At 49.2% G+C, this 22,247-nt stretch carries 23 protein-coding genes and 1 other RNA gene; 20 read left to right on the forward strand and 4 right to left on the reverse strand.

Annotation, left to right across the window (positions count from 1 at the left end):
• The first annotated feature begins 29 nt into the window (after window positions 1–29).
• The 5 genes from ABXS75_09875 to rnpB all read left to right on the forward strand — a co-directional run bounded on the left by ABXS75_09875 (window position 30) and on the right by rnpB (window position 3,488).
• The gene (locus ABXS75_09875; protein ID XCP83400.1) at window positions 30–899 is read left to right on the forward strand and encodes a ZIP family metal transporter; all 870 of its coding nucleotides are present in this window, start codon (window positions 30–32) and stop codon (window positions 897–899) included.
• Window positions 900–1,225: 326 nt separating this feature from the next.
• Window positions 1,226–1,711, forward strand: coding sequence for a MogA/MoaB family molybdenum cofactor biosynthesis protein (locus ABXS75_09880; GenBank protein ID XCP83401.1), 486 nt, complete (start codon window positions 1,226–1,228; stop codon window positions 1,709–1,711).
• Window positions 1,712–1,765: 54 nt separating this feature from the next.
• Window positions 1,766–2,503, forward strand: coding sequence for an MBL fold metallo-hydrolase (locus ABXS75_09885; protein ID XCP83402.1), 738 nt, complete (start codon window positions 1,766–1,768; stop codon window positions 2,501–2,503).
• 22 nt (window positions 2,504–2,525) lie between these two features.
• Window positions 2,526–3,005, forward strand: a complete 480-nt coding sequence (gene rnhA, locus ABXS75_09890; protein ID XCP83403.1) for a ribonuclease HI — start codon at window positions 2,526–2,528, stop codon at window positions 3,003–3,005.
• A gap of 65 nt (window positions 3,006–3,070) precedes the next feature.
• Window positions 3,071–3,488: RNase P RNA component class A (gene rnpB, locus ABXS75_09895), an RNA gene on the forward strand.
• Window positions 3,489–3,755: 267 nt separating this feature from the next.
• Here rnpB and ABXS75_09900 read toward each other — a convergent pair.
• Together ABXS75_09900 and pyrB are read right to left on the reverse strand one after the other, a co-directional pair.
• The gene (locus ABXS75_09900; GenBank protein ID XCP83404.1) at window positions 3,756–4,196 is read right to left on the reverse strand and encodes an aspartate carbamoyltransferase regulatory subunit; all 441 of its coding nucleotides are present in this window, start codon (window positions 4,194–4,196) and stop codon (window positions 3,756–3,758) included.
• An 86-nt stretch (window positions 4,197–4,282) separates the two neighbouring features.
• Entirely contained in the window at window positions 4,283–5,203 is a 921-nt protein-coding gene (pyrB, locus tag ABXS75_09905) for an aspartate carbamoyltransferase (protein XCP83405.1), read from the reverse strand.
• Between the two features lie 214 nt (window positions 5,204–5,417).
• On the opposite strand from pyrB, the gene pheA reads away from it, so the two are divergent.
• From pheA to thiI, 7 genes are all read left to right on the forward strand, one after another.
• Window positions 5,418–6,557 (forward strand): prephenate dehydratase, encoded by a 1,140-nt coding sequence (gene pheA, locus ABXS75_09910; protein ID XCP83406.1) that lies wholly within the window; start codon window positions 5,418–5,420, stop codon window positions 6,555–6,557.
• A 16-nt stretch (window positions 6,558–6,573) separates the two neighbouring features.
• Window positions 6,574–7,863 carry an ATP-binding protein gene (locus ABXS75_09915; GenBank protein ID XCP83407.1) on the forward strand — a complete coding sequence of 430 codons (1,290 nt, stop codon included), beginning with the start codon at window positions 6,574–6,576 and terminating at the stop codon, window positions 7,861–7,863.
• 13 nt (window positions 7,864–7,876) lie between these two features.
• Window positions 7,877–8,449, forward strand: coding sequence for a manganese efflux pump MntP family protein (locus tag ABXS75_09920; protein ID XCP83408.1), 573 nt, complete (start codon window positions 7,877–7,879; stop codon window positions 8,447–8,449).
• A gap of 240 nt (window positions 8,450–8,689) precedes the next feature.
• Window positions 8,690–9,646, forward strand: coding sequence for a 50S ribosomal protein L11 methyltransferase (gene prmA / locus ABXS75_09925; GenBank protein ID XCP83409.1), 957 nt, complete (start codon window positions 8,690–8,692; stop codon window positions 9,644–9,646).
• An 11-nt stretch (window positions 9,647–9,657) separates the two neighbouring features.
• Entirely contained in the window at window positions 9,658–10,395 is a 738-nt protein-coding gene (locus tag ABXS75_09930) for a 16S rRNA (uracil(1498)-N(3))-methyltransferase (GenBank protein ID XCP83410.1), read from the forward strand.
• A 112-nt stretch (window positions 10,396–10,507) separates the two neighbouring features.
• The gene (locus ABXS75_09935; protein ID XCP83411.1) at window positions 10,508–11,665 is read left to right on the forward strand and encodes a cysteine desulfurase family protein; all 1,158 of its coding nucleotides are present in this window, start codon (window positions 10,508–10,510) and stop codon (window positions 11,663–11,665) included.
• 9 nt (window positions 11,666–11,674) lie between these two features.
• The gene (thiI, locus tag ABXS75_09940; protein XCP83412.1) at window positions 11,675–12,859 is read left to right on the forward strand and encodes a tRNA uracil 4-sulfurtransferase ThiI; all 1,185 of its coding nucleotides are present in this window, start codon (window positions 11,675–11,677) and stop codon (window positions 12,857–12,859) included.
• A gap of 145 nt (window positions 12,860–13,004) precedes the next feature.
• On the opposite strand, the gene ABXS75_09945 is transcribed toward thiI, so the two are convergent.
• Complete coding sequence (locus ABXS75_09945) at window positions 13,005–13,238, reverse strand: HPr family phosphocarrier protein (GenBank protein XCP83413.1); 234 nt, start codon at window positions 13,236–13,238, stop codon at window positions 13,005–13,007.
• Window positions 13,239–13,439: 201 nt separating this feature from the next.
• Here ABXS75_09945 and mtaB point away from each other — a divergent pair, with 201 nt between their 5' ends.
• From mtaB to ABXS75_09980, 7 genes are all read left to right on the forward strand, one after another.
• Window positions 13,440–14,759 (forward strand): tRNA (N(6)-L-threonylcarbamoyladenosine(37)-C(2))-methylthiotransferase MtaB, encoded by a 1,320-nt coding sequence (gene mtaB, locus ABXS75_09950; GenBank protein XCP83414.1) that lies wholly within the window; start codon window positions 13,440–13,442, stop codon window positions 14,757–14,759.
• 52 nt (window positions 14,760–14,811) lie between these two features.
• On the forward strand, window positions 14,812–15,069 hold the full coding sequence (locus ABXS75_09955) for an IreB family regulatory phosphoprotein (GenBank protein ID XCP83415.1): 258 nt from the start codon (window positions 14,812–14,814) through the stop codon (window positions 15,067–15,069).
• 14 nt (window positions 15,070–15,083) lie between these two features.
• Window positions 15,084–15,506: a Holliday junction resolvase RuvX gene (gene ruvX, locus ABXS75_09960; protein XCP83416.1), complete on the forward strand. Its 423-nt coding sequence runs from the start codon at window positions 15,084–15,086 to the stop codon at window positions 15,504–15,506.
• A 103-nt stretch (window positions 15,507–15,609) separates the two neighbouring features.
• Window positions 15,610–15,876, forward strand: a complete 267-nt coding sequence (locus ABXS75_09965) for a DUF1292 domain-containing protein (protein XCP83417.1) — start codon at window positions 15,610–15,612, stop codon at window positions 15,874–15,876.
• An 85-nt stretch (window positions 15,877–15,961) separates the two neighbouring features.
• The gene (locus ABXS75_09970; GenBank protein XCP83418.1) at window positions 15,962–17,626 is read left to right on the forward strand and encodes a ribonuclease J; all 1,665 of its coding nucleotides are present in this window, start codon (window positions 15,962–15,964) and stop codon (window positions 17,624–17,626) included.
• Between the two features lie 113 nt (window positions 17,627–17,739).
• Window positions 17,740–18,396, forward strand: coding sequence for an O-methyltransferase (locus tag ABXS75_09975; protein XCP83419.1), 657 nt, complete (start codon window positions 17,740–17,742; stop codon window positions 18,394–18,396).
• 17 nt (window positions 18,397–18,413) lie between these two features.
• Window positions 18,414–19,643, forward strand: a complete 1,230-nt coding sequence (locus ABXS75_09980) for a U32 family peptidase (protein XCP83420.1) — start codon at window positions 18,414–18,416, stop codon at window positions 19,641–19,643.
• Window positions 19,644–19,700: 57 nt separating this feature from the next.
• On the opposite strand, the gene sigK is transcribed toward ABXS75_09980, so the two are convergent.
• Window positions 19,701–20,405 carry an RNA polymerase sporulation sigma factor SigK gene (gene sigK / locus ABXS75_09985; protein XCP83421.1) on the reverse strand — a complete coding sequence of 235 codons (705 nt, stop codon included), beginning with the start codon at window positions 20,403–20,405 and terminating at the stop codon, window positions 19,701–19,703.
• Window positions 20,406–20,707: 302 nt separating this feature from the next.
• Here sigK and ABXS75_09990 point away from each other — a divergent pair, with 302 nt between their 5' ends.
• The gene (locus tag ABXS75_09990) at window positions 20,708–22,243 is read left to right on the forward strand and encodes a YifB family Mg chelatase-like AAA ATPase (protein ID XCP83422.1); all 1,536 of its coding nucleotides are present in this window, start codon (window positions 20,708–20,710) and stop codon (window positions 22,241–22,243) included.
• Window positions 22,244–22,247 lie beyond the last annotated feature (4 nt).

Raw genomic sequence — 22,247 nt, forward strand, 5'->3', positions numbered from 1 at the left:
TATGATAAAATAAAAAAGAGGTTTCTGTCATGAATGGAGTCTTTTGGGCATCGTGCGGTACCGGGTTCGCGTTTTTGATGACGTCGCTTGGAGCTGCCACGGTGCTTTTAGTTGCCATGTATACGACAAAAGCATCAGGCGGCCGTTTCTTGATCAGGCGGCTGTGTCAAGGCGGAGAGTATTTGGAAAAAGAGCCCTCGTGCAGTGTGTTGGAAGGGAGTCTGCAACGCATTTTTATGGGGTTTGCAGCGGGAGTAATGATCGCGGCCTCTATCTGGTCCCTGCTTCTTCCTGCTATGGAGGAGGCAAAAAAACAGGGGGATTTGGGCGTGGTCCCTGCGGCGGGAGGTTTTATTATTGGCGTCACCTTCCTGATTATCCTGGATAAAAAGGTCCGTATACTATATAAAAGGAAGGAAACACTTTCCGCCTGCGGTTCCAGAAAAACGACCCTGCTCATCTCGGCAGTCACGATACACAATATCCCAGAGGGCATGGCGGTCGGTCTGGCCTTTGCGCTTGCGGCCCAATATCAGGACGAAGCGATGCTCTATGCATCGGCGATGGCGCTGGCTATCGGAATCGGAGTTCAGAATTTTCCGGAGGGAGCCGCCGTGTCGCTGCCTCTTTTGCAGGAGGGCTTCTCTGCCGGGAGGGCATTTCTGGTAGGAGCGCTGTCCGGAATCGTAGAACCGATATTCGGGATTGGAGCCGTCTTTCTTGCGGGGAGTATCAGACCCTACATGCCATGGCTGTTATCCTTCGCGGCGGGAGCGATGATGTATGTGGTGGCCAAAGAACTGATTCCGGCCTCTGCATCAGAAGAAGACGACAAAGGAAGCATAGCAGTGATGGGCGGATTTCTTTTAATGATGATTTTGGATGTTGCTCTTGGGTAAATGAAAGATTTATGGTATAATGTCCACGAAAGCAATGAGCAGTGCCAAAGTATCCGGGAAGAAATCGGCTGCTTGCAGACGCATTTCTTCCCAGATACTTTGATAGGGCGAAAGCCCGTGAACGAACGAGCGGAACGATCGTGAGTTCGCACTGCGGATTAAAGTACAATGTCCGCGAAAGCCCGTGAACGAACGAGCGGAACAATCGTGAGTTCGCACTGCGGACTAAAGTACAATGTCCGCGAAAGCCCGTGAACGAACGAGCGGAACGATCGTGAGTTCGCACTGCGGAAGGAATGGCACAAAAAGAGAAAGGACGGTTATCCATGAAAGCAGCAATTTTACCGGTGGATACATTAATCTATAGAAAACTGAAGGAGGATACCTGTACGCCGATCGTGAAACGGATGCTTAGCCAGGTCAGCTTCAAGGTGGAGCTGGTTCAGCCGGTTCCGAATGATAAAGAGGTGCTCCGTAAGGTTTTAGCAAGAATCGCAGATTCCGGCGCAGCGGATCTGGTTATTACGATTGGTGGTATCGGCTGCAGGGAGGAGGATTGGACTCCCGAAGCCACGAAGGCAGTGGTGGACAAAGAGATTCCGGGTATGGGCGAGGCGATGCGGCTCTACATGATCCGGACCAGAAAACGCGCTATGCTGACCCGGGGAACAGCGGGGATCCGTGGCAATACATTGATCGTGAACCTTCCGGGAAGCCCGAAGGTGATGAAGGAATGTCTGGAATACATTATGCCGGAGATTGTGTATACGACGGAGGTCGTGTTAGGAGAGCATGACGACATCAAGGAATAGTTGGGAGTGTCCGTAAAAGGCACAGTATGGCAGGCACTCCAGGGGAAGGAATACATGAAGGTAACATACATTTGTCATAGCGGTTTTGCAATTGAATTGGAGAAACATGTTTTGATATTTGACTATTATACCGGGGAGATGCCGGTATTTCAGCCGGATAAACAGTTGATTGTTTTTGCGAGTCATTTTCATCCGGACCATTATAATAAGAGAATATTGGATTTAAAACAGCAGTACCCGGGTGTGCAGTATGTGTTTTCCAAGGACATACCGATCCGTAAAGAAGAGCGGGATGCAAGTATGCATTTTATGAAGAAGCGTGATGTGGCAGACGTTGCGGGCTGCCATATTCGGACGCTTCGTTCTAATGATGAAGGCGTGGCGTATTTGGTGCAGGTGCCGGATGGAGAAAATGAAAGCAGGACGATTTACCATGCAGGAGATCTGAATTGGTGGTACTGGGAAGGGGAGCCGGAAGAGGAGAACCGTAAACTGACGCAGGAATTTAAGACAGAACTGAAAGCACTGGAAGGCACAGAGATCGATCTGGCGTTTCTTCCGCTCGATCCCCGGCAGGAGGCGCAGTATTTCTGGGGATTTGACTGGTTCATGCGCCATGTCGGTGCTAAGTGCGCAGTGCCGATGCATATGTGGGGCCAGTATGAGATTTGTGAGACATTATTGCACCAGGAAGAGTCGGCGTCCTACCGTGAGTGTATTCAGGTGATTCATGGAAAAGGGGATTGCTTTTATTTTGATGGATCTGCGTCAGAGAGTCAGACGCAGAAATAGAAAGAGATAAGGGGTAGAGATTATGAAAGTCAGGATTTACACAGACGGCGCTGCGCGGGGAAACCCGGACGGGCCGGGAGGATATGGCACAGTGCTCGAGTATGTTGACTCGAAAGGGGAACTGCATACGAAGGAAATCTCTCAGGGATACCAAAGGACGACCAATAACCGTATGGAACTGATGGCAGTCATTGCGGGACTGGAAGCACTGAACCGTCCGTGCCAGGTAGAAATCTATTCGGATTCCCAGTATGTGGTCAATGCATTTAATCAGCACTGGCTGGATAGCTGGATCAAAAAGGGCTGGAAACGGGGGAAAAATGAGCCGGTAAAGAATGTAGACTTATGGAAACGCCTGCTCGCTGCAAGGGAGAGACATCAGACGGAGTTCATCTGGGTGAAGGGACATGCCGGACATCGGCAGAATGAGAGGTGTGATGCACTGGCGACGACGGCGGCAGATGGAACGGATCTGCTGATAGATGAAGGATTGGAGATATAGGAAGAAAAGAGAGAGCTGTATTTCGAGGTTGCAATCTCTCTTTAATTGTGTTAGAGTGTTTAAGGCAAGTAAGACAAACGTTCGCGGCTGCAGGTGCCGAAAGGCAGCAGGTGAGGAAAGTCCGGGCTCCCAAGGGCAGGATGCCGGATAACGTCCGGTGGAGGCGACTCCAAGGCTAGTGCAACAGAAATAAACCGCCCGCGCTAAGAGCGCAGGTAAGGGTGGAAAGGCAGTTTAAGAGACTACCGCCTCCGCGGTAACGCGGAGGGCAGATGTAAACCCCATTCGGAGCAAGACCAGAAAGAGACCGGCGCGTTGATATGTGTGTGTCTGTTAAAGAGAGGAATGCAGCGGGCACAGACGTATCAACGCGCAAGTGGCGGCCCGTCACGTCTCAGGTAGGTCGCTGGAACCTGCTGGCAACAGCAGGTCTGGATAGATGAACGTTCACGACATAACCCGGCTTATCGTTTTGCTTGCTTTTTTTAGTTTTAGGATATTGTGAAGGGGACGAGGGTGCCCGTAAATATATGCCTCCAGACTCCGGTGCGGTGGCAGTCGCCTGGAGGCATATATTTACGGGCACTCTCTGACTTTTCAAGACGGGAAAAATAAAAAAGGGGGCGCTTTTTGGTGTTCAAGAGGGGAGATATGGGAGGGGATTTGAGTTTTTTAAGATGGGGAAATAAAAAGGGGGGCGCTTTTTGGTGTTCAAAGGAGGCATCTTTGAGATGCCTCCGGTGGCCGGGATTAGTGCCGGTTGTATTTTTCTTCGCAGTATTTGCAGCGGTAGACTTCGTTTTCTTCGTCGGTGAGGACGAAGATGTGGTCTAATTCCTGTTCGATCGAGGTGATGCAGCGGGGATTCTTGCATTTGATCACGTTTTTGATCTCTTTGGGGAGTTTTAGCTGGCGTTTGTCGACGATGGTCTCGTTTTCAATGATGTTTACGGTGATGTTGTGGTCAATGAAGCCGAGAATGTCGAGATCGATGATGTCGATGGGACATTCGATCTTGATGATGTCCTTTTTGCCCATCTTGTTGCTGCGGGCGTTCTTGATGATGGCTACGCAGCAGTCCAGTTTGTCGAGGCGAAGGTGTTTGTAGATTTCCATGCTCTTGCCGGCCTGAATGTGGTCAAGAACGAAGCCTTCGCTGATCTTGCCTATATTTAAGCGGTTTTCTACCATGTTATGTTCCTCCTGTTATATGTCATATGGTGCGATAGTGTATCGGTGATGCCTGGTATTATGGCGAATGTCAGTGATATACTGCACTAGTCTACATGAATGTCGAGCAGTGTGAGAATGAGCGCCATGCGGATATAGACGCCGTATTGCACCTGCTTAAAGTAAACGGCTCTGGGGTCGTCGTCTACCTCCACGGAGATCTCGTTTACACGCGGGAGGGGATGAAGTACCAGCATATCCTTCGGGGCCAGTGCCATCTTTGCTTTGTCCAGAATATAGAAATCTTTCATGCGGACATAATCTTCTTCGTTGAAGAAACGTTCCTTTTGTACCCGGGTCATGTAAAGTAGGTCCAGGGTCGGAAGTGCCTCTTCCAGACGTACCACCTCCGTGTAAGGAATATGCTTTTTGTCCAGTACATCTTTGCGCACATATCCCGGCAGACGCAGCTCTTCCGGGGAAATCAGAACAAATTCAATATCCTCATAACGTACCAGGGCATTGATCAGAGAGTGTACGGTGCGGCCAAATTTTAAGTCGCCGCAAAGACCTATTTTCAAATGATTTAAACGACCTTTTAGAGAACGGATCGTGAGCAGATCGGTAAGAGTCTGAGTGGGATGCTGATGTCCGCCGTCACCGGCATTGATCACCGGGATCGTCGAATGCTGGCTTGCTACCATAGGAGCGCCTTCCTTTGGGTGGCGCATAGCACAGATATCGGCATAGCAGGAAATCATGCGGATGGTATCGGATACGCTTTCTCCTTTGGCAGCGGAACTGGAAGCCGCAGAAGAGAATCCCATGATACTTCCGCCCAGATTCAACATGGCTGCTTCATGACTGAGACGGGTGCGTGTGCTTGGCTCGTAGAATAAAGTAGCCAGCTTTTTGCCCTCGCACGCATGAGCGTATTTTTCCGGATGGGCCTCGATATCACCGGCCAGATCCATGAGCTGGTCCAGCTCTTCCACGGAGAAATCCAAAGGATTCATTAAGTGTCTCATAAAAAGAAACCTCCTTTATCTTTGTAAAATGTTCAGTTAGTATTCTTGATTATTCTTATTAATCATATACTAAATCTATTGGTATTTCAACCAGATTTTTCTCGCCATATAGTGGTTTTGCAAATAGGATAAATAAAGAGGTGTAGATTTTGCGGGGAAAATGTATTATACTGTTCCCTAGAATACTTGACTATGTTACCAGAGGAGAAATCAGATGCAGAAGTTAGAGACATTAGAAGAGATGAGAGACAAATTGGACGAGATTGACAGTCAGATCTGCGATCTTTACGAGGAGCGTATGCAGGTCTGCTCGCAGGTGGCGGATTTTAAGATTAAAAACGGCCGTCAGGTGCTGGACTTAAGCCGCGAAAATGCAAAGCTATCCGTAGTGGAGGCAAAGGCTTCTACGGAATTTAATAAGAAAGGGATTAGGGAGCTTTTTGAGCTTCTTATGTCCGTCAGTCGGAAGCTGCAGTATCAGCGGCTGGCAGAGGAAGGGGCGTTCGGAAGGCTTCCCTTTATCAAGATCGGCGAACTGGATATGGAAGGAATCCGCGTGGTATTCCAGGGAGTGGAAGGTGCTCACAGCCAGGCAGCCATGAAGAAATATTTTGGAGACAAGGTGAAGAGTTTTCATGTTGCCACATTCCGCGAGGCGATGGTCGCGATTGAGGAAGGAACGGCGGATTATGCGGTGCTTCCGATCGAGAATTCCTCTGCCGGTGCGGTAGATCAGATGTATGATCTTTTGGTAGAATTTGAGAATTATATTGTGGGGGAGACGTATCTTCCCATCGAGCAGATGCTTGTGGGGCTTCCGGGAACACAGCTTTCCCAGATTAAACGGGTGTATTCCCACCCCCAGGCGCTGATGCAGAGTGCCAAATTCCTGGATTCTCATGGGACCTGGCAGCAGATCAGCGTGGCAAATACGGCAATCGCTGCGAAAAAGGTAGTGGAGGACAAGGACCCGGCTCAGGCGGCGGTCTGCAGCGAGTATGCGGCCAAGTATTACGGCCTTGAGATTTTAGAAAAAAGGATCAATTTTGAGGCAGATAACGCGACTCGTTTTATCGTGATCACCAATCAGAAGGTATTTCTGAAGGATGCGTCCAAGATCAGCATCTGTTTTGAGGTGCCTCATGAGAGCGGCTCCCTGTATCATTTGCTGTCGCATTTTATTTATAATAATCTGAATATGACGAAGATCGAATCCCGCCCGGTGGAGGGAAGAAGTTTTGAGTATCGTTTCTTTGTTGATTTTGACGGAAACCTGGCGGACGCAGCGGTGAAGAATGCGATCCGGGGACTGCGGGAAGAGGCGTTGAACCTGAAGATTCTCGGAAATTATTAAGGAGTGGCAGAAGGTTATGAGAACGAATGAATTGATTCTTTATAAATATATGGAGCACGAGGATTTGCTCAGGGATATGACGTTTCTGATTGAGAACGCGGATAATGAATATTATAATAAGGAAGACTTAAAAGGTCTTTTGTTTGAATCGTTGAATGAGATCATCGAGCTGGCAAGTAATTATGGATTTGAGGGCAATCTCTGGCATAATTTTCTCACATTCCTTTTGGCGAACAGTGAGAACGCCTACAGCACGGCGTGCGAGGTGGTAGGCGAGGTGGAGGGCAGCATCAATCAGGCGGCACTTCATGATCTGGAGATCTTTAAGGAGCTGTTTGACTGTGATCTTCACGAGATGGAGGAGAAGATCGGGGTAAACTGTATCTTTATGATCGAAGAGTACCGTCACACAAATGGTCACGGGAAGGTGTTCAACAAACGGATCAGAGACCGGATCTGCGATCTGAGCCGCGCCCTTGGAAATGCAGGGGACGCGTCTGAGTTCAAGCGGATCGTGACCGCATTTTATAAGGAATTCGGCGTCGGCAAGCTGGGACTTCACAAGGCGTTTCGGGTAGAGCACGACGATAGAGGCGTACAGATCGTTCCGATCACGAATATTGCACATGTGCATCTTGATGATCTGGTGGGCTATGAGATGGCGAAAAAGAAGCTGATCGATAATACCGAAGCCTTTGTAAATGGCAAAAAGGCGAATAACTGCCTTCTGTTTGGCGATGCGGGAACGGGAAAATCGTCTTCGATCAAGGCGATTCTGAACCAGTATTACGATCGTGGCCTCCGTATGATAGAGGTGTACAAGCATCAGTTCCAGGACCTGAACGATGTGATCGCGCAGGTCAAGAACCGGAATTACAAATTCATTATTTACATGGACGATCTGTCATTCGAGGAATTTGAGATCGAGTATAAATATCTGAAGGCAGTGATCGAGGGAGGTCTGGAGAAGAAACCGGACAATATTTTGATCTACGCCACATCGAACCGCCGCCATCTGGTGCGGGAGACCTTCAAAGACAAGGCGGACCGCGATGAAGAACTGCACACCAATGACACGGTGCAGGAAAAATTGTCGCTTGTCGGGCGCTTTGGAGTGACCATTTATTTTGGCAAGCCGGATAAGAAAGAATTCCAGAAGATCGTGAAGACGCTGGCGGCACGAAATGAGGTGGCGCTTCCGGAGGAGGAACTGCTTCTGGAGGCAAATAAATGGGAGCTCAGCCATGGGGGCTTAAGCGGAAGGACGGCGCAGCAGTTCATCGATTATCTGCTGGGTCAGCAGTAGGAGAAGGGTCATTATGAGTTTGATAGAGTTATTTTTGATCGCGGTTGGGCTTTCCATGGACGCATTTGCGGTATCGATCTGTAAGGGGCTGGCGATGAAGAAATGCACCTGGAAAAAGGCGGCTCTGGCGGGCATCTGGTTCGGCGGCTTTCAGGCCCTTATGCCGGCTCTGGGGTATTTGCTGGGCGTGCAGTTTCAGGAGGTGATCACCTCCATTGATCATTGGATCGCTTTTATCCTTCTGGGAATCATCGGAGGGAATATGGTAAGGGAGGCGCGAGTGCCTGAGGAGTGCTGTGAGCAGGCCGATGAGAATATGGACGCAAAGACCATGTTCGCCCTGGCCGTGGCTACCAGTATCGATGCCCTGGCGGTGGGCGTGACATTTGCGTTCCTGCGTGTGAGCATCGTCCCCGCTGTGTCGTTTATCGGATTTACCACGTTTGTGATCTCCTGTGCGGGAGTGAAGATCGGGAATATTTTCGGGTCAAAGTACAGGAACAGGGCGGAGCTGCTCGGAGGCGTGATTTTGATCCTGATGGGAGTGAAGATTCTTTTGGAGCATCTGGGGATTCTGACATTCTAAGCTGCCATGCATACCTAAGTGAACGTCCAGTGAGTTTCCCTTAGACCGGGAAAATGGTGGGTTCCCGAAAAACACCGGTTGCACTTTGCATAAGGAGTTGGTATACTTAAAGGCAGTTGAAAATGAGCGTAGATGTACCGGTTGGAATTAGAAATTTGACAGGCGAGGCAGAACTCCCGAAATCGGCGGACAGATTCCGAAACGGTAAAAAGAACAGAATTTTAACAGGAGTGAATTCATATGAAATGGAATAAATTCAGATTAAAGACGACTACAGAGGCGGAGGAGATCGTAAGCAGCATGCTGATGGACTTAGGGATTCAGGGGATTGAGATTGAGGACAAGATCCCGATGACGCAGGCGGAGAAGGAGCAGATGTTCGTGGATATTCTGCCGGAAATCGATGTGGACGACGGCACAGCTTATATCAGCTTTTATCTGGAGGAGGAAGAGGATAAGGACGCCGTGCTGTCTGAGGTGCAAAGCGAGCTTGCGGCTATGCGCTCCTATGTAGATGTAGGGAGCGGTACGATTGAGGAGTCCCAGACGGAGGACGTGGACTGGGTCAACAACTGGAAACAGTATTTCCATCAGTTCTATGTAGATGACATTTTGATCATTCCTTCCTGGGAAGAGGTAAAGCCGGAAGATGAAGGCAAGATGATTGTGCACATCGATCCGGGAACTGCATTTGGAACCGGAATGCATGAGACGACACAGCTCTGTATTCGCCAGATCCGCAAATTTGTGACACCGGAGACGATGATTCTGGACGTGGGCTGCGGAAGCGGGATTCTCGGAATGCTGGCACTCCTGTTCGGCGCGAAGTATTCGGTGGGAACTGACCTCGATCCCTGTGCAATCGATGCAACCTATGAGAATATGGAGGTCAACGGAATCGGAAAAGACAGTTATGAAGTCATGATCGGAAATATTATCGACGACAAAGCGGTGCAGGACAAAGTGGGATACGCAAAATATGATATTGTGGCGGCGAATATTCTGGCGGATGTACTGGTGCCGCTCACGCCGGTGATTGTGAATCAGCTGAAACCGGGCGGAATCTACATCACCAGCGGGATTATCGACGACAAAGAGGAGACCGTGGTAAATGCAGTGAAGGCGGCAGGCCTTACGGTGCTGGAAGTGAACTATCAGGGAGAATGGGTATCCGTGACCGCGCGAAAGGACAGCTAAAGGAGAGGACCATGCATCATTTTTTTGTGACGCCTTCTCAGGTGAAAGAGAAGGTAATTTATATAGAAGGCTCTGATGTCAATCATATGAAGAATGTGCTTCGTCTCCGGATCGGCGAACAGGTGGAGATCAGCGATGGGAACAATCTGAAGTATCTCTGCCGGGTGGCCGTGTATGAGGACGATGGGGCAGTGCTTGACATTCTCCAAAGGAAGGAAGCGGACACGGAGCTTAAGTCGGATCTCTATCTGTTCCAGGGACTTCCCAAGGGGGATAAGATGGAATGGATCGTTCAAAAGGCCGTGGAGCTTGGAGCGCATGAGATCATTCCGGTCGCCATGAAGCGGTCGGTCGTAAAATTAGATGCAAAGAAGGCGGAGAAAAAGGTACAGCGCTGGAACAGCATTTCCGAAAGCGCGGCAAAACAGGCCGGAAGAAGCCAGGTTCCGGCGGTGACGATGGTGATGTCTTACGCGGAAGCGCTGAATAAGGCAAAAGAACTGGATCTGGTACTTCTTCCCTACGAACTGGCAGAAGGAATGGAGGGGACGAGAAAGATCATTCGCTCCATCAGGAGGGGACAGTCTGTAGGAATCTTTATCGGCCCGGAGGGCGGTTTTGAAAAAGAAGAGGTGGAAGCGGCCCGGGAAATGGGAGCGCAGGTGATTACCCTCGGGAAAAGAATCCTCCGCACGGAGACCGCTCCGCTTGCGGTGCTTTCGATTTTGATGTTCGAGCTGGAGGGGTAATGGACAGGCAGGTAAGAAAGCCAAAGTAAGACAAAAGCCGGAGCGTTTGATTTGGCAGAAAAGGCCGGCCGGCATAAGATATATTGAGAAACTATTTTAGGAGACGTTAAGAATGGAAGTTTATCTGGATAATTCAGCGACGACCAGGGCATATGAGAGTGTTCGCGATATAGTGGGAAAAGTGATGTGTGAGGACTATGGGAATCCCTCTTCCATGCACACGAAGGGGGTGGAGGCAGAGCGTTATGTCCGTGATGCCAAGGAGACTCTGGCGAAGCTCATGAAGGTGCAGGAGAAAGAGATCTATTTTACCTCGGGAGGAACGGAAAGCGATAATCTGGCGCTGATTGGGGCGGCCAGAGCGAATCACCGTGCAGGAAAGCATTTGATCACTACATCGATCGAGCACCCGGCTATTTTAAATACGATGAAATATCTGGAGGAGGAAGAAGGTTTTCGCGTGACCTATCTTCCGGTGGACGAATACGGGAGGGCGCGCCTTAGTGCGCTTAAGGAGGCACTTTCCCCGGACACGATCCTGGTGTCCATGATGTATGTGAATAATGAAGTGGGCTCTGTGCAGCCGGTGACCGAGGCGGCCAGCATCGTGAAGGCGTATAACCACAATATCCTGTTCCATGTAGATGCCGTGCAGGGCTTTGGAAAATACCGGATCTATCCGAAAAAAATGGGAATTGATATGCTGTCCGTGAGTGGGCATAAGATTCATGGGCCGAAAGGAATCGGATTTATTTATATCAATGAGAAGGCAAAAGTGAAACCGATCGTATTTGGAGGAGAGCAGCAGAAAAATATGCGTTCCGGAACGGAGAACGTACCGGGAATCGCCGGAATCGCTCAGGCGGCGAGGGAGATTTACGACGGTCTTGATGAAAAAGTGGAGAAGATGCGCAGGTTGAAAGGGCGGTTCATCGACGGAGTGACAAAGCTTGATCACACGACGGTTCACGGACTTTGCGATGAGACCAGTGCGCCCCATATCATCAGTGTGGGAATCGCAGGAATCCGGAGCGAGGTTCTTCTTCACACCCTGGAGGAGAAAGGAATTTATGTGTCTTCCGGTTCCGCCTGCTCCTCGAACCACCCGGCTGTCAGCGGTGTGCTGAAGGGAATCGGGGCGAAGAAAGAGTATCTTGACGCTACGCTCAGGTTCAGCATGTCGGAGTTTACGACGGAAGAAGAGATTGATTATACACTGGAAACATTATATAATTGTGTACCAATGCTTAGAAAGTACACGCGCCATTAGGAGGAAACGATGAAATTTCAAACATATCTGATAAAGTATGGAGAGATCGGAATTAAAGGGAAAAACCGATATCTCTTTGAAGATGCACTGGTAAGACAGGTGAGATTTGCTTTAAAGGACCTGGACGGGGAATTTAAGGCATACAAATCCCAGGGAAGAGTCTACGTGGACTGTGCGGGGGCGTATGATAACGACGAGGTGGTAGAGGCTCTTCAGAGGGTGTTCGGAATCGTGGGGATCTGCCCTGTAGTGCGCAGAGAAGACCAGGGCTTTGAAGTTCTGAAAAAAGATGTGATTGCTTATATGAATGAGGTATATCCTGACAAGAATCTGACCTTTAAAGTGGATTCGCGGCGGGCGAAGAAAACATATCCGAAAAAATCCATGGAGATCAACGCAGAACTAGGTGAGGCGATCCTTGATGCATTCCCGGAGATCCGGGTGGATGTGCATAAGCCCGATGTGCTTCTTCATGTAGAGGTGAGGGAGGATATTTATATCTATTCTGAGATTATTCCCGGCCCCGGCGGGATGCCGATCGGAACCAACGGGAAAGCGATGCTTCTGCTTTCCGGCGGGATTGACAGTCCGGTTGCGGGATATATGATCGCAAAGCGTGGCGTAGGGCTCTGCGCGACGTATTTCCATGCACCGCCGTATACCAGCGAGAGAGCAAAACAGAAGGTGATCGACCTGGCAAAGCAGGTATCCAGATATACCGGTCCGATCAAACTTCATGTGGTGAATTTTACGGATATTCAGCTGGAAATTTATGAGAAATGTCCGCATGATGAACTTACGATCATTATGCGCCGTTATATGATGCGGATTGCGGAGGAGTTTGCATCCAGGGACGACTGTCTGGGATTGATCACCGGTGAAAGCATCGGACAGGTGGCAAGTCAGACGATGCAGAGCCTTGCGGCTACGAATGACGTATGTAATCTGCCGGTCTACCGTCCGCTGATCGGCTTTGATAAGCAGGAAATCGTGGAGGTATCTGAGAAGATCGGTACTTATGAGACATCGATTCTGCCGTTTGAGGATTGCTGTACGATCTTCGTGGCGAAGCATCCGGTGACAAGACCGAATATCGGTGTGATCCGCAAATCTGAGGAGAAACTGAAAGATACGATCGATGAACTCTATCAGCGCGCAGTGGAGACGGCTGAGACGATCGTGGTAGAAGCATAGTGCGTTTTGTTTCATAGGAAAATGCCACGCACTTTCCTATGAATAAAAAGTGGGAATGCAGTTCGCATTCCCACTTGAGATTACCAAATCAATTGTTGCTGTGCTTAAAAGAGCGGGCCTTACCCTTAAATCTAAGCGTGCAGGCTTAAACTAAGTAAGAATTCAAAATTTCGACAATCTTCTCAGCGTCTTCGTCCTCAGCATGAATGTTCAGATCAATCGGTTTGGAAAGATCCAGACTGAAGATACCCATGATGGATTTGGCATCGATCACATATCTGCCGGAAACCAGATCAAAATCAGTATCGAATTTTGTTATTTCATTTACAAAAGATTTTACTTTGTCGATTGAATTTAAAGAAATTTGTACAGTTTTCATAGTATAAAATCCTCCTTGAATGGTATTGTCGCTGCCTACTGTTATATTAATGGGTCAGGTAAAAAATGTCAAGGAAGAAACCGGAGGCAACCTGTAAAATTTTTGTAAAAGAACAGCTAAATAGCGGGCAGATTGCACAGGAGAAGTGCGTGAAAGAGAAACTTGATAAATAGGAAATGTTTAGAAATATGAGGTGGAAAGATGGCAAGAAAAGCTGCACTACATAATCTGGGCTGCAAAGTAAACGCCTATGAGACAGAGGCGATGCAGGAACTTTTGGAAGAGGGTGGATACGAGATCGTACCTTTTAGCGAAAAGGCAGATGTGTATGTGATCAATACCTGCTCTGTTACGAATATGGCGGACAGAAAGTCGCGGCAGATGCTGCATCGTGCGAAGAAAAAGAACCCGGATGCGGTGATCGTGGCGGCAGGGTGTTATGTGCAGGCGCTCGTGGACGGCGGCGGACAGGACGAGAATATTGATATTATTATTGGAAATAATAAGAAAAAAGAACTGGTATCCATTTTGGAGGCGTATTTTGCCTCTGAGCGAGAAGGACAAGTGCAGGAGACACTAGATATCGGACATACGAGGGAGTATGAGGAACTGCATCTGTCCCGCACGGCGGAGCATACCAGGGCATATCTGAAGGTACAGGACGGTTGTAATCAGTTCTGTACATATTGTATCATTCCTTATACAAGAGGTCGTGTGCGAAGTCGAAGAAAACAAGATATAGTCGGGGAAGTGAAGACGCTGGCAAAGAGTGGCTATTGTGAGGTGGTCCTGACGGGAATCCATCTGAGCTCCTACGGGATGGATTTTGCCGAGGGGGAAAAAGAGACGCTTCTTACTCTTATTGAGGCGGTCCATGAGGTCGAAGGAATCGAGAGGATTCGTCTGGGCTCTCTGGAACCGGGCATCATTACGGAAGCATTCGCGCGCAGACTGTCGGAACTGCCAAAGGTGTGTCCACATTTTCATTTGTCGCTGCAAAGTGGGTGTGACGCGACCTTAAAACGGATGAACCGAAGGTACAGCGCCCGGGAATATTATGATAAATGCCGGATTTTGCGCGATTATTTTGAAAATCCGGCGCTGACAACGGATGTGATCGTCGGATTTCCGCAGGAATCAGAGGAGGAATTTCAAAAGTCTTATGAATTTGTGGAAAATGTACACTTCTATGAGACACATATTTTTAAGTATTCCCGCAGAAAAGGTACGAAAGCGGCCGTGATGGCAGGGCAGGTGCCGGAGAATATAAAATCTGACAGAAGTAATGCGCTTCTTCTTCTGGATGAGAAGAGGCGAAGGGAATATGAAAGCGAATGGATCGGGAAAAAGGTGGAAGTGTTATTTGAGGAGGTAATCTGGCGGGAAGGCGGGAAATACCTGACCGGCCACACCAAAGAGTACCTTCGGATCGCGGTGCCATGTGAGTCAGAAACGCAGTATGAGTGGATCGGGAAAATAAAAGAGATTGAAATTGTGAATTATTCACAATTTGTACATTGAATTTTTGAACAATTTGTTTTAGAATAGGTATTGAAGTATTGGAGGTCGTAAGATGAAAGATTTAACAAATACACAATTTTTTCAGGTAGGGACTGCTCCTCAGATTCAGGCGAAGGATATTTTGGAGATCGTCTATACAGCGCTGGTGGAGAAAGGATATAACCCGGTGAACCAGATCGTGGGGTATATTATGTCAGGAGATCCTACATACATCACCAGCTACAACGGAGCGAGAAGCCTTGTTATGAAGGTAGAGCGCGATGAGATCGTGGAAGAACTTCTCAAAGCGTATATCAGAAACGAATTGTAGGCATTATAGTGAGTATGAGAATATTAGGACTGGACTACGGCACGAAGACGGTGGGGGTCGCACTCAGCGATCCGCTTAGGATCACCGCGCAGGCCGTCGAGACAATCGAGCGCAAATCCGAGAACAAGCTCCGCAGGACGCTGGCGCGGATCGAAGAGCTGGCTGCAGAATATGAAGTAGAGAAGATTGTACTTGGATTTCCGAAACATATGAATAATGATATCGGGGAACGGGCAGAGAAAGCATTAGAGTTTGGTGAGATGCTGCGTCGGCGGACCGGCCTTGAGGTCGTGATGTGGGACGAGCGTCTTACTACTGTATCAGCAGAGCGGACGTTAATTGAATCAGGGATAAGAAGAGAGAACCGTAAGCAGTATGTAGACCAGATTGCGGCTGTTTTTATATTGCAGGGATATCTGGACTCATTGGCACGGTAGTAATCTGACAGGCGTATAAGCAGAGTAAACGGGTATATGATAGAAGTATTACCGGTCTTTTGTTGGTGTGCGCATTGTCATGACGTCGGATTAGAGGTGGAATATGAGTAGTGATAAATTGACATTCACATTTGAAGAGAATGGAGAACAGGTAGAATTTTTCGTTTTGGAGCAGACCAGAGTGAATGGAGTTGATTATATTCTGGTCGCAGATTCCGAAGATGATGACGCAGAATGCCTGATCTTAAAAGATACCAGTGCGCCGGAAGATACAGACAGTGTGTATGAGATCGTGGAGAATGACGCAGAGCTTCAGGGTCTTCTTAAAGTGTTTGAAGAACTTTTGGAAGATGTGGATATTGAGATGTAGCCTGTTTTTGGGGCTGCAGGAGTATTTCATTTTACGATATTAATGTACGGAAGAATATATACTATAAAAACATGGAGGTGTGGTATTGAAACGTGTAAACAACTCAAAATTGAAAGTCATTCCACTGGGTGGTCTGGAAAAGATCGGAATGAATATAACTGCCTTCGAGTATGAAGACAGTATTATTGTGGTGGACTGCGGTCTGGCATTCCCGGAAGATGATATGCTGGGAATCGACCTGGTAATCCCGGATATCAGCTATTTGAAGAGCAATATTGAAAAGGTGAAAGGATTTGTCATCACGCATGGTCATGAGGACCATATCGGGGCTTTATCTTACGTGCTGAAGGAGATGAATCTGCCGATTTATACGACGAAACTGACCATGGGAATTATCGAGAAGAAGCTGGAAGAGCATAATCTTCTCCGTTCGACCAGAAGAAAAGTGGTGCGTCATGGGCAGTCCATTAATTTAGGACAGTTTAGGATCGAGTTCATCAAGACGAACCACAGTATTCAGGATGCGTCCGCACTTGCGATCTATTCGCCGGCAGGAATTGTGGTGCACACAGGGGACTTTAAGGTGGATTATACGCCGGTCTTTGGAGATGCCATTGATCTGCAGAGATTTGCAGAGATCGGGAAGAAAGGCGTACTGGCGCTCATGTCTGACAGCACCAATGCGGAGCGGCCGGGATTTACCCAGTCGGAGAGAACGGTAGGGGCGACCTTCGATCGGATCTTCGCAGAGCATACGAATACCAGAATTATTATCGCGACCTTTGCGTCCAATGTGGACAGGGTTCAGCAGATCATTAATTCTTCTTACAAATACGGTAGAAAAGTAGTGGTGGAAGGACGCAGTATGGTCAATATTATTTCGGTCGCTTCAGAACTGGGATATCTGAACGTGCCGGAGAATACACTGATCGATGTGGACCAGCTTCGGAACTATCCGCCGGAGAAGACGACGATCATTACGACGGGAAGCCAGGGAGAGTCTATGGCTGCACTGTCCCGTATGTCGGCGGACATCCATAAGAAGATCAGCATTCAGCCGGGAGATACGATCATTTTCAGCTCGAACCCGATTCCGGGAAATGAAAAAGCGGTGTCCCATGTGATTAATGAACTGTCGGCCAAGGGGGCGGACGTGATCTTCCAGGATGCCCATGTTTCAGGACATGCCTGTCAGGAAGAATTGAAGCTTATTTATTCCTTGGTAAAGCCGAAATATGCGATTCCGGTACACGGAGAGTTCCGCCACAGAAAGGCGAATGCGAATCTGGCGAAATCATTGGGAATTCCGAAAGAGAATGTATTTCTCATCAAATCAGGCGATGTGCTGGCGATGGACGAGAATAGCGCGGAAGTGATCGGTGAGGTGCATACTGGCGAGATTCTTGTCGATGGTCTCGGAGTCGGCGATGTGGGAAATATCGTGCTTCGTGACAGACAGCATCTGGCGGAAGATGGAATTCTGATCGTAGTGCTGACTCTGGAGAAACGGACGAATCAGCTTCTGGCGGGTCCGGATATCGTATCCCGTGGTTTCGTCTATGTGCGCGAATCAGAAGGCTTGATGGAAGAGGCCAGACAGGTGCTCGCGGAAGCGGTGGAAAAATGTCTTATGAGCCGCCATGCGGATTGGAGTAAGATTAAATTGGTGATCCGGGATACCATGAATGATTTTATCTGGAAGAGAACCAAGAGAAAACCGATGATTCTGCCTATCATTATGGACGTATAGAGACACAAAAGTATGTGGCTTGGAAATTTGCCGATAAATTGTGCCCCGCGGGTCTGCTGCGGGGTTTTTGGATTGTCATGCATATTTCTATCAGGTCAGGGAGGGTAGAAGAGATGATTGTAGAAGAACGTCTTGCGACTTATCTGCATTCACTGGAACGGGAAAATAGTGAGATTTTGGAGACAATAGAGCGCGAAGCGCTGGAAGCTGAGGTGCCGATCATTCGAAAAGAGATGCAGAGTTTTCTGAAGGTGCTCTTAAAAATGCAAAGACCGATGCGGATTCTGGAAGTGGGAACGGCAGTAGGATTTTCTGCGATCCTGATGAGTGAATATGCCCCCCGGGGAAGCCGGATCACGACCATAGAAAACTATGAGAAGCGGATTCCCATTGCGCGTGAGAATTTCCGAAGAGCAGGAAGGCAGGAGAAGATCACGCTGATCGAGGGCGATGCAATGGAAGTCTTGAAGACGCTTGAGGGGCCCTATGATTTTATTTTCATGGACGCGGCGAAAGGACAGTATCCGGCCTATCTGCCGGAGGTTCTCCGCATATTGAGGGGCGGGGGCGTGCTACTTTCCGACAACGTGCTTCAGGAGGGCGAGATCATTGAATCGCGGTTTGCAGTGGAGAGGCGTGACAGGACGATTCACAGCCGGATACGGGAATATCTGTATACGCTAAAGCATCACCCTCTGCTTGAGACGAGTATTTTGCCGTTGGGAGACGGCGTGGCGTTAAGTGTAAAAAAAGAGGACGATATTTCGTAGGAAAGAGAGAAAAGATTATGGCAAGACACCCAGAATTATTGATTCCGGCAAGCAGCCTGGAGGTACTTAAAATCGCAGTTATTTACGGCGCGGATGCAGTTTATATCGGAGGAGAGGCATACGGGCTTCGCGCGAAGGCGAGGAATTTCTCGAAAGAAGATATGCAGGAAGGAATTCGTTTTGCCCACGAGCACGGTGTTAAGGTGTATGTGACGGCAAATATTCTGGCGCACAATTATGACCTGGACGGTGTGAGAGCCTATTTTGAAGAACTAAGAGAAATCAGGCCTGACGCCCTGATCATCGCGGACCCGGGGGTATTTGAGATCGCGAAGGAGGTTTGCCCGGAAATCGAGCGGCATATCAGCACCCAGGCGAATAATACCAATTACGCTACCTACCGTTTTTGGCATCAGCTTGGCGCAAGCCGCGTGGTGTCGGCGAGGGAGCTTTCCCTGCGTGAGATCCGGGAGATCCGCGATCATATTCCGGAGGATCTGGAGATAGAGACCTTTGTCCATGGAGCGATGTGCATTTCCTATTCCGGAAGATGCCTATTGAGCAATTATTTTACCGGAAGAGACGCCAACCATGGGGCCTGTACGCACCCCTGCCGCTGGAAATATGCAGTTGTGGAGGAGACCAGACCGGGCGAATATCTTCCGGTCTATGAAAATGAGCGGGGAACCTATATTTTCAATTCCAAGGATCTTTGTATGATCGAATATATTCCGGAGCTCATCGAGGCGGGAATCGACAGCTTTAAGATCGAAGGAAGAATGAAGACAGCGCTTTATGTCGCAACTGCGGCAAGAACATACCGCAAGGCGCTGGATGACTATCAGAAGGGTGAAGAGGTCTATCGCGAACATATGTCCTGGTATTTGGAACAGATTGCGGGCTGCACGTACCGGCAGTTTACGACGGGCTTCTTCTTTGGAAAACCGAGCGAGGAGGCGCAGATCTACGACAGTAATACGTATATTAAAGAGTATACGTATCTGGGAATCGTCGAGGAGGTGAGGGGCGGCCTCTGCCGGATCGAGCAGAGAAATAAGTTCGTGACAGGCGAAGAGATCGAGATCATGAAACCGGACGGAGAAAATGTGCCAGTCGTGGTGGAGAGGATCACAGATGAGGAGGGCAATGTGCAGGAAAGTGCACCGCACCCGAAGCAGGTATTGTACGTGAAGCTCAGTCAGCAGCCGAAGCAGTATGATATTCTGCGAAGAAAAGAGGAAGCATAAACGATGGGAAATATGTAGAGGGAGGACGGAGGTCCTCCTTTTTATTTGTGTGGCCGTTTAAGTAAGGTCCGATGGACAGTCATCTCGGCTGCCATGCATGCCTAAGTGAGCGTCCGGTGGACGGTCATCTCGGCTCGCGGGCGGAAGAAAATGCTGGCGGAGTTTTTCGATAGCGCCCTTTTCGATGCGGGATACATAAGATCGGGAGATGCCGAGAGTCTTGGCGATTTCGCGCTGCGTATATTCCTCTTCACCGTAAAGTCCGTACCGCATTTTGAGAACCAGACGTTCCCGGCCTGTGAGGTCGGATTCCACTTTGGCGTACAGAAGTTTTACGTCTTCTTTGGCGGTCACATGTGTGAATGCGTCCTCGCCGTCAGCTTCCATGATATCGTAAAGCTGAATCTCGTTTCCTTCCCGGTCGGTTCCAATCGGCTCATAGAGGGAGGTTTCCCGGTTCGTCTTGCGTTTTGCGCGTAGCATCATCAAAATCTCGTTCTCGATGCAGCGGCAGGCGTAGGTGGCAAGCCTCGTGTTTTTGTCGGTGTTGAAGGTGGTGACTGCCTTAATAAGGCCGATGGTTCCAATGGAAATGAGGTCGTCGGGATCGTCTTCCAGATGCTGGTATTTTTTCAGAACGTGTGCAACGAGACGTAGATTGCGTTCGATCAGGATATGCTTTGCTTCCAGGTCGCCCTCCGTATATTTTTTCATATAATATTTTTCTTCTTCTGCAGTGAGTGGTGGAGGAAAAGATTTCAAGAAAGACACCTCGCAGCATAGTTAATATAGTGTATGGAAGGACAAACGAAATTGTGCTTTTCCAAACAAATCTTAATAGTGGTTTTGTTGACAGTGGGATTTGATTTTTTGTTTCGGTGAAATCCCGGGCGGAGCCGCCGGACTATTTTTGGGTTGACAAACCCCGCATTTTCGATTATGATAGGAATACATTTTCTAAAGGATATCGGTTTTCTTTTAGAATCCTGCGGCGTATCGCCGTGATTTTTCTGGTATAAGCTAGAGCGCACTTTTGCTTTTTGAAAGCAAAGGAGTGTATGTTTATGGGTTTTTATAAGGTAGTGTCGGCAGCTATGAAGGGAATTCAGGCAGAACTGATTCAGGTAGAGGCGGACGTAAGTAACGGGCTTCCCATGTTTCACATGGTAGGCTATTTGTCGTCGGAAGTAAAAGAGGCGGCGGAGCGGGTGCGAACAGCCATTCGTAATGCAGGATATGTCCTTCCTGCAAAAAAGGTAGTGATCAATCTCTCCCCCGGGAATGTGAGAAAGCGGGGGACGGCGTTTGATCTGCCAATCTCTGTGGCTGTGCTCAGCGCGCTGGGACTGATTCCGGCCCGGCGTTTTCAGGATGTCCTGCTGGTGGGTGAGTTGGGGCTGGATGGAAAGGTCTGCCCGGTGGAAGGGATCCTGTCGATGGTCATGGAGGCAAAACGGCAGGGAATCACCGCCTGTATCCTTCCTGCGGCTAATGTAAGGGAAGGCGCGATCGTCAGGGGCATTTCGGTCCTGGGAGTGGAGTCCCTGGAGGAAATCTGCGCGTGGGCAAAAGGAGAGAAAGAATTAGCAGAAGAAAATAATCAGGCAGACGAAGGTATGCGGTATGCAGAGGCGGAGCCGGACATAGATTATAGTGATATCCGGGGTCAGGAAGGCGTGAAGCGGGCGACACTTGTGGCGGTGGCGGGACAACATAGTCTTTTATATATCGGACCTCCCGGCTCCGGAAAGACCATGATGGCGAAGAGGATTCCCACGATCCTGCCACAGCTTACCTGGGAGGAGAGCCTGGAGGTGACGAAGATCTACAGTGCGGTCGGAATGCTGAAAGGAGAGGAGCCCTTGATGAGAAAGCGACCGTTTCGGGAGGTGCACCACACCGTTACGCGGGCAGCCCTGGTGGGAGGCGGACGCTTCCCTGCTCCCGGAGAGATCACGCTTGCACACGAAGGTGTTCTGTTCTTAGATGAACTGGCGGAATTTCAAAGAGGGGTGCTGGAGGGGCTGCGTCAGCCGTTGGAGGAGCGGTGTGTTCATCTGGTGCGCCAGCAGGGGGCGTGCCATTTCCCGGCGGATTTTATGCTGGTCGCGGCGACGAATCCCTGTCCCTGCGGGAAGTTCCCCATGGAAGAATGCATTTGTACGCCGGCGCAGATTCAGGGGTATCTGGGGAAGATCAGCCAGCCGTTTCTGGACAGGATCGATGTGTGTGTGGAGGCGCCAAAAGTGAAGTATGAGGCCCTTGCCAGCAAGGAGCGCACACTGACCTCAAAGGAGATGCGTCTGATGGTGGAAAAGGCCAGGCGGAGGCAAAAGGAACGGTTTGCTGGCAGACCTATCCTGACCAACGCACAGATGGGAAGAGAAGAACTGCAGATATGGTGTCAACTGGGAACGGCAGCCGAGCGTCTCATGCGTCAGGCATATGATGTGCTGCAGCTCACGGCGCGGAGTTATCACAAGATTCTGAAGGTGGCGCGTACCATCGCCGATCTGGAGGGCTCGGATGAGATTGAGGAAGGGCATATCAAGGAAGCACTTGCATACCGTATGATCGATAAGAAATACTGGGGAAGATGAGGGG

The organism is Roseburia hominis (assembly GCA_040702975.1).
Taxonomy (GTDB): domain Bacteria; phylum Bacillota; class Clostridia; order Lachnospirales; family Lachnospiraceae; genus Allocoprococcus; species Allocoprococcus hominis_A.

Excerpts from the sequence above, each read along its gene's own strand:
- ruvX (XCP83416.1), top strand. The coding sequence starts at position 15,084 with ATGAGAATATTAGGACTGGACTACGGCACGAAGACGGTGGGGGTCGCA.
- ABXS75_09965 (XCP83417.1), top strand. The coding sequence starts at position 15,610 with ATGAGTAGTGATAAATTGACATTCACATTTGAAGAGAATGGAGAACAG.
- prmA (XCP83409.1), top strand. The coding sequence starts at position 8,690 with ATGAAATGGAATAAATTCAGATTAAAGACGACTACAGAGGCGGAGGAG.
- pheA (XCP83406.1), top strand. The coding sequence starts at position 5,418 with ATGCAGAAGTTAGAGACATTAGAAGAGATGAGAGACAAATTGGACGAG.
- ABXS75_09915 (XCP83407.1), top strand. The coding sequence starts at position 6,574 with ATGAGAACGAATGAATTGATTCTTTATAAATATATGGAGCACGAGGAT.
- ABXS75_09920 (XCP83408.1), top strand. The coding sequence starts at position 7,877 with ATGAGTTTGATAGAGTTATTTTTGATCGCGGTTGGGCTTTCCATGGAC.
- ABXS75_09975 (XCP83419.1), top strand. The coding sequence starts at position 17,740 with ATGATTGTAGAAGAACGTCTTGCGACTTATCTGCATTCACTGGAACGG.
- ABXS75_09885 (XCP83402.1), top strand. The coding sequence starts at position 1,766 with ATGAAGGTAACATACATTTGTCATAGCGGTTTTGCAATTGAATTGGAG.
- ABXS75_09990 (XCP83422.1), top strand. The coding sequence starts at position 20,708 with ATGGGTTTTTATAAGGTAGTGTCGGCAGCTATGAAGGGAATTCAGGCA.
- ABXS75_09980 (XCP83420.1), top strand. The coding sequence starts at position 18,414 with ATGGCAAGACACCCAGAATTATTGATTCCGGCAAGCAGCCTGGAGGTA.
- ABXS75_09900 (XCP83404.1), bottom strand. The coding sequence starts at position 4,196 with ATGGTAGAAAACCGCTTAAATATAGGCAAGATCAGCGAAGGCTTCGTT.
- ABXS75_09935 (XCP83411.1), top strand. The coding sequence starts at position 10,508 with ATGGAAGTTTATCTGGATAATTCAGCGACGACCAGGGCATATGAGAGT.
- rnhA (XCP83403.1), top strand. The coding sequence starts at position 2,526 with ATGAAAGTCAGGATTTACACAGACGGCGCTGCGCGGGGAAACCCGGAC.
- ABXS75_09955 (XCP83415.1), top strand. The coding sequence starts at position 14,812 with ATGAAAGATTTAACAAATACACAATTTTTTCAGGTAGGGACTGCTCCT.
- thiI (XCP83412.1), top strand. The coding sequence starts at position 11,675 with ATGAAATTTCAAACATATCTGATAAAGTATGGAGAGATCGGAATTAAA.
- ABXS75_09945 (XCP83413.1), bottom strand. The coding sequence starts at position 13,238 with ATGAAAACTGTACAAATTTCTTTAAATTCAATCGACAAAGTAAAATCT.
- ABXS75_09930 (XCP83410.1), top strand. The coding sequence starts at position 9,658 with ATGCATCATTTTTTTGTGACGCCTTCTCAGGTGAAAGAGAAGGTAATT.
- pyrB (XCP83405.1), bottom strand. The coding sequence starts at position 5,203 with ATGAGACACTTAATGAATCCTTTGGATTTCTCCGTGGAAGAGCTGGAC.
- ABXS75_09875 (XCP83400.1), top strand. The coding sequence starts at position 30 with ATGAATGGAGTCTTTTGGGCATCGTGCGGTACCGGGTTCGCGTTTTTG.
- ABXS75_09880 (XCP83401.1), top strand. The coding sequence starts at position 1,226 with ATGAAAGCAGCAATTTTACCGGTGGATACATTAATCTATAGAAAACTG.
- mtaB (XCP83414.1), top strand. The coding sequence starts at position 13,440 with ATGGCAAGAAAAGCTGCACTACATAATCTGGGCTGCAAAGTAAACGCC.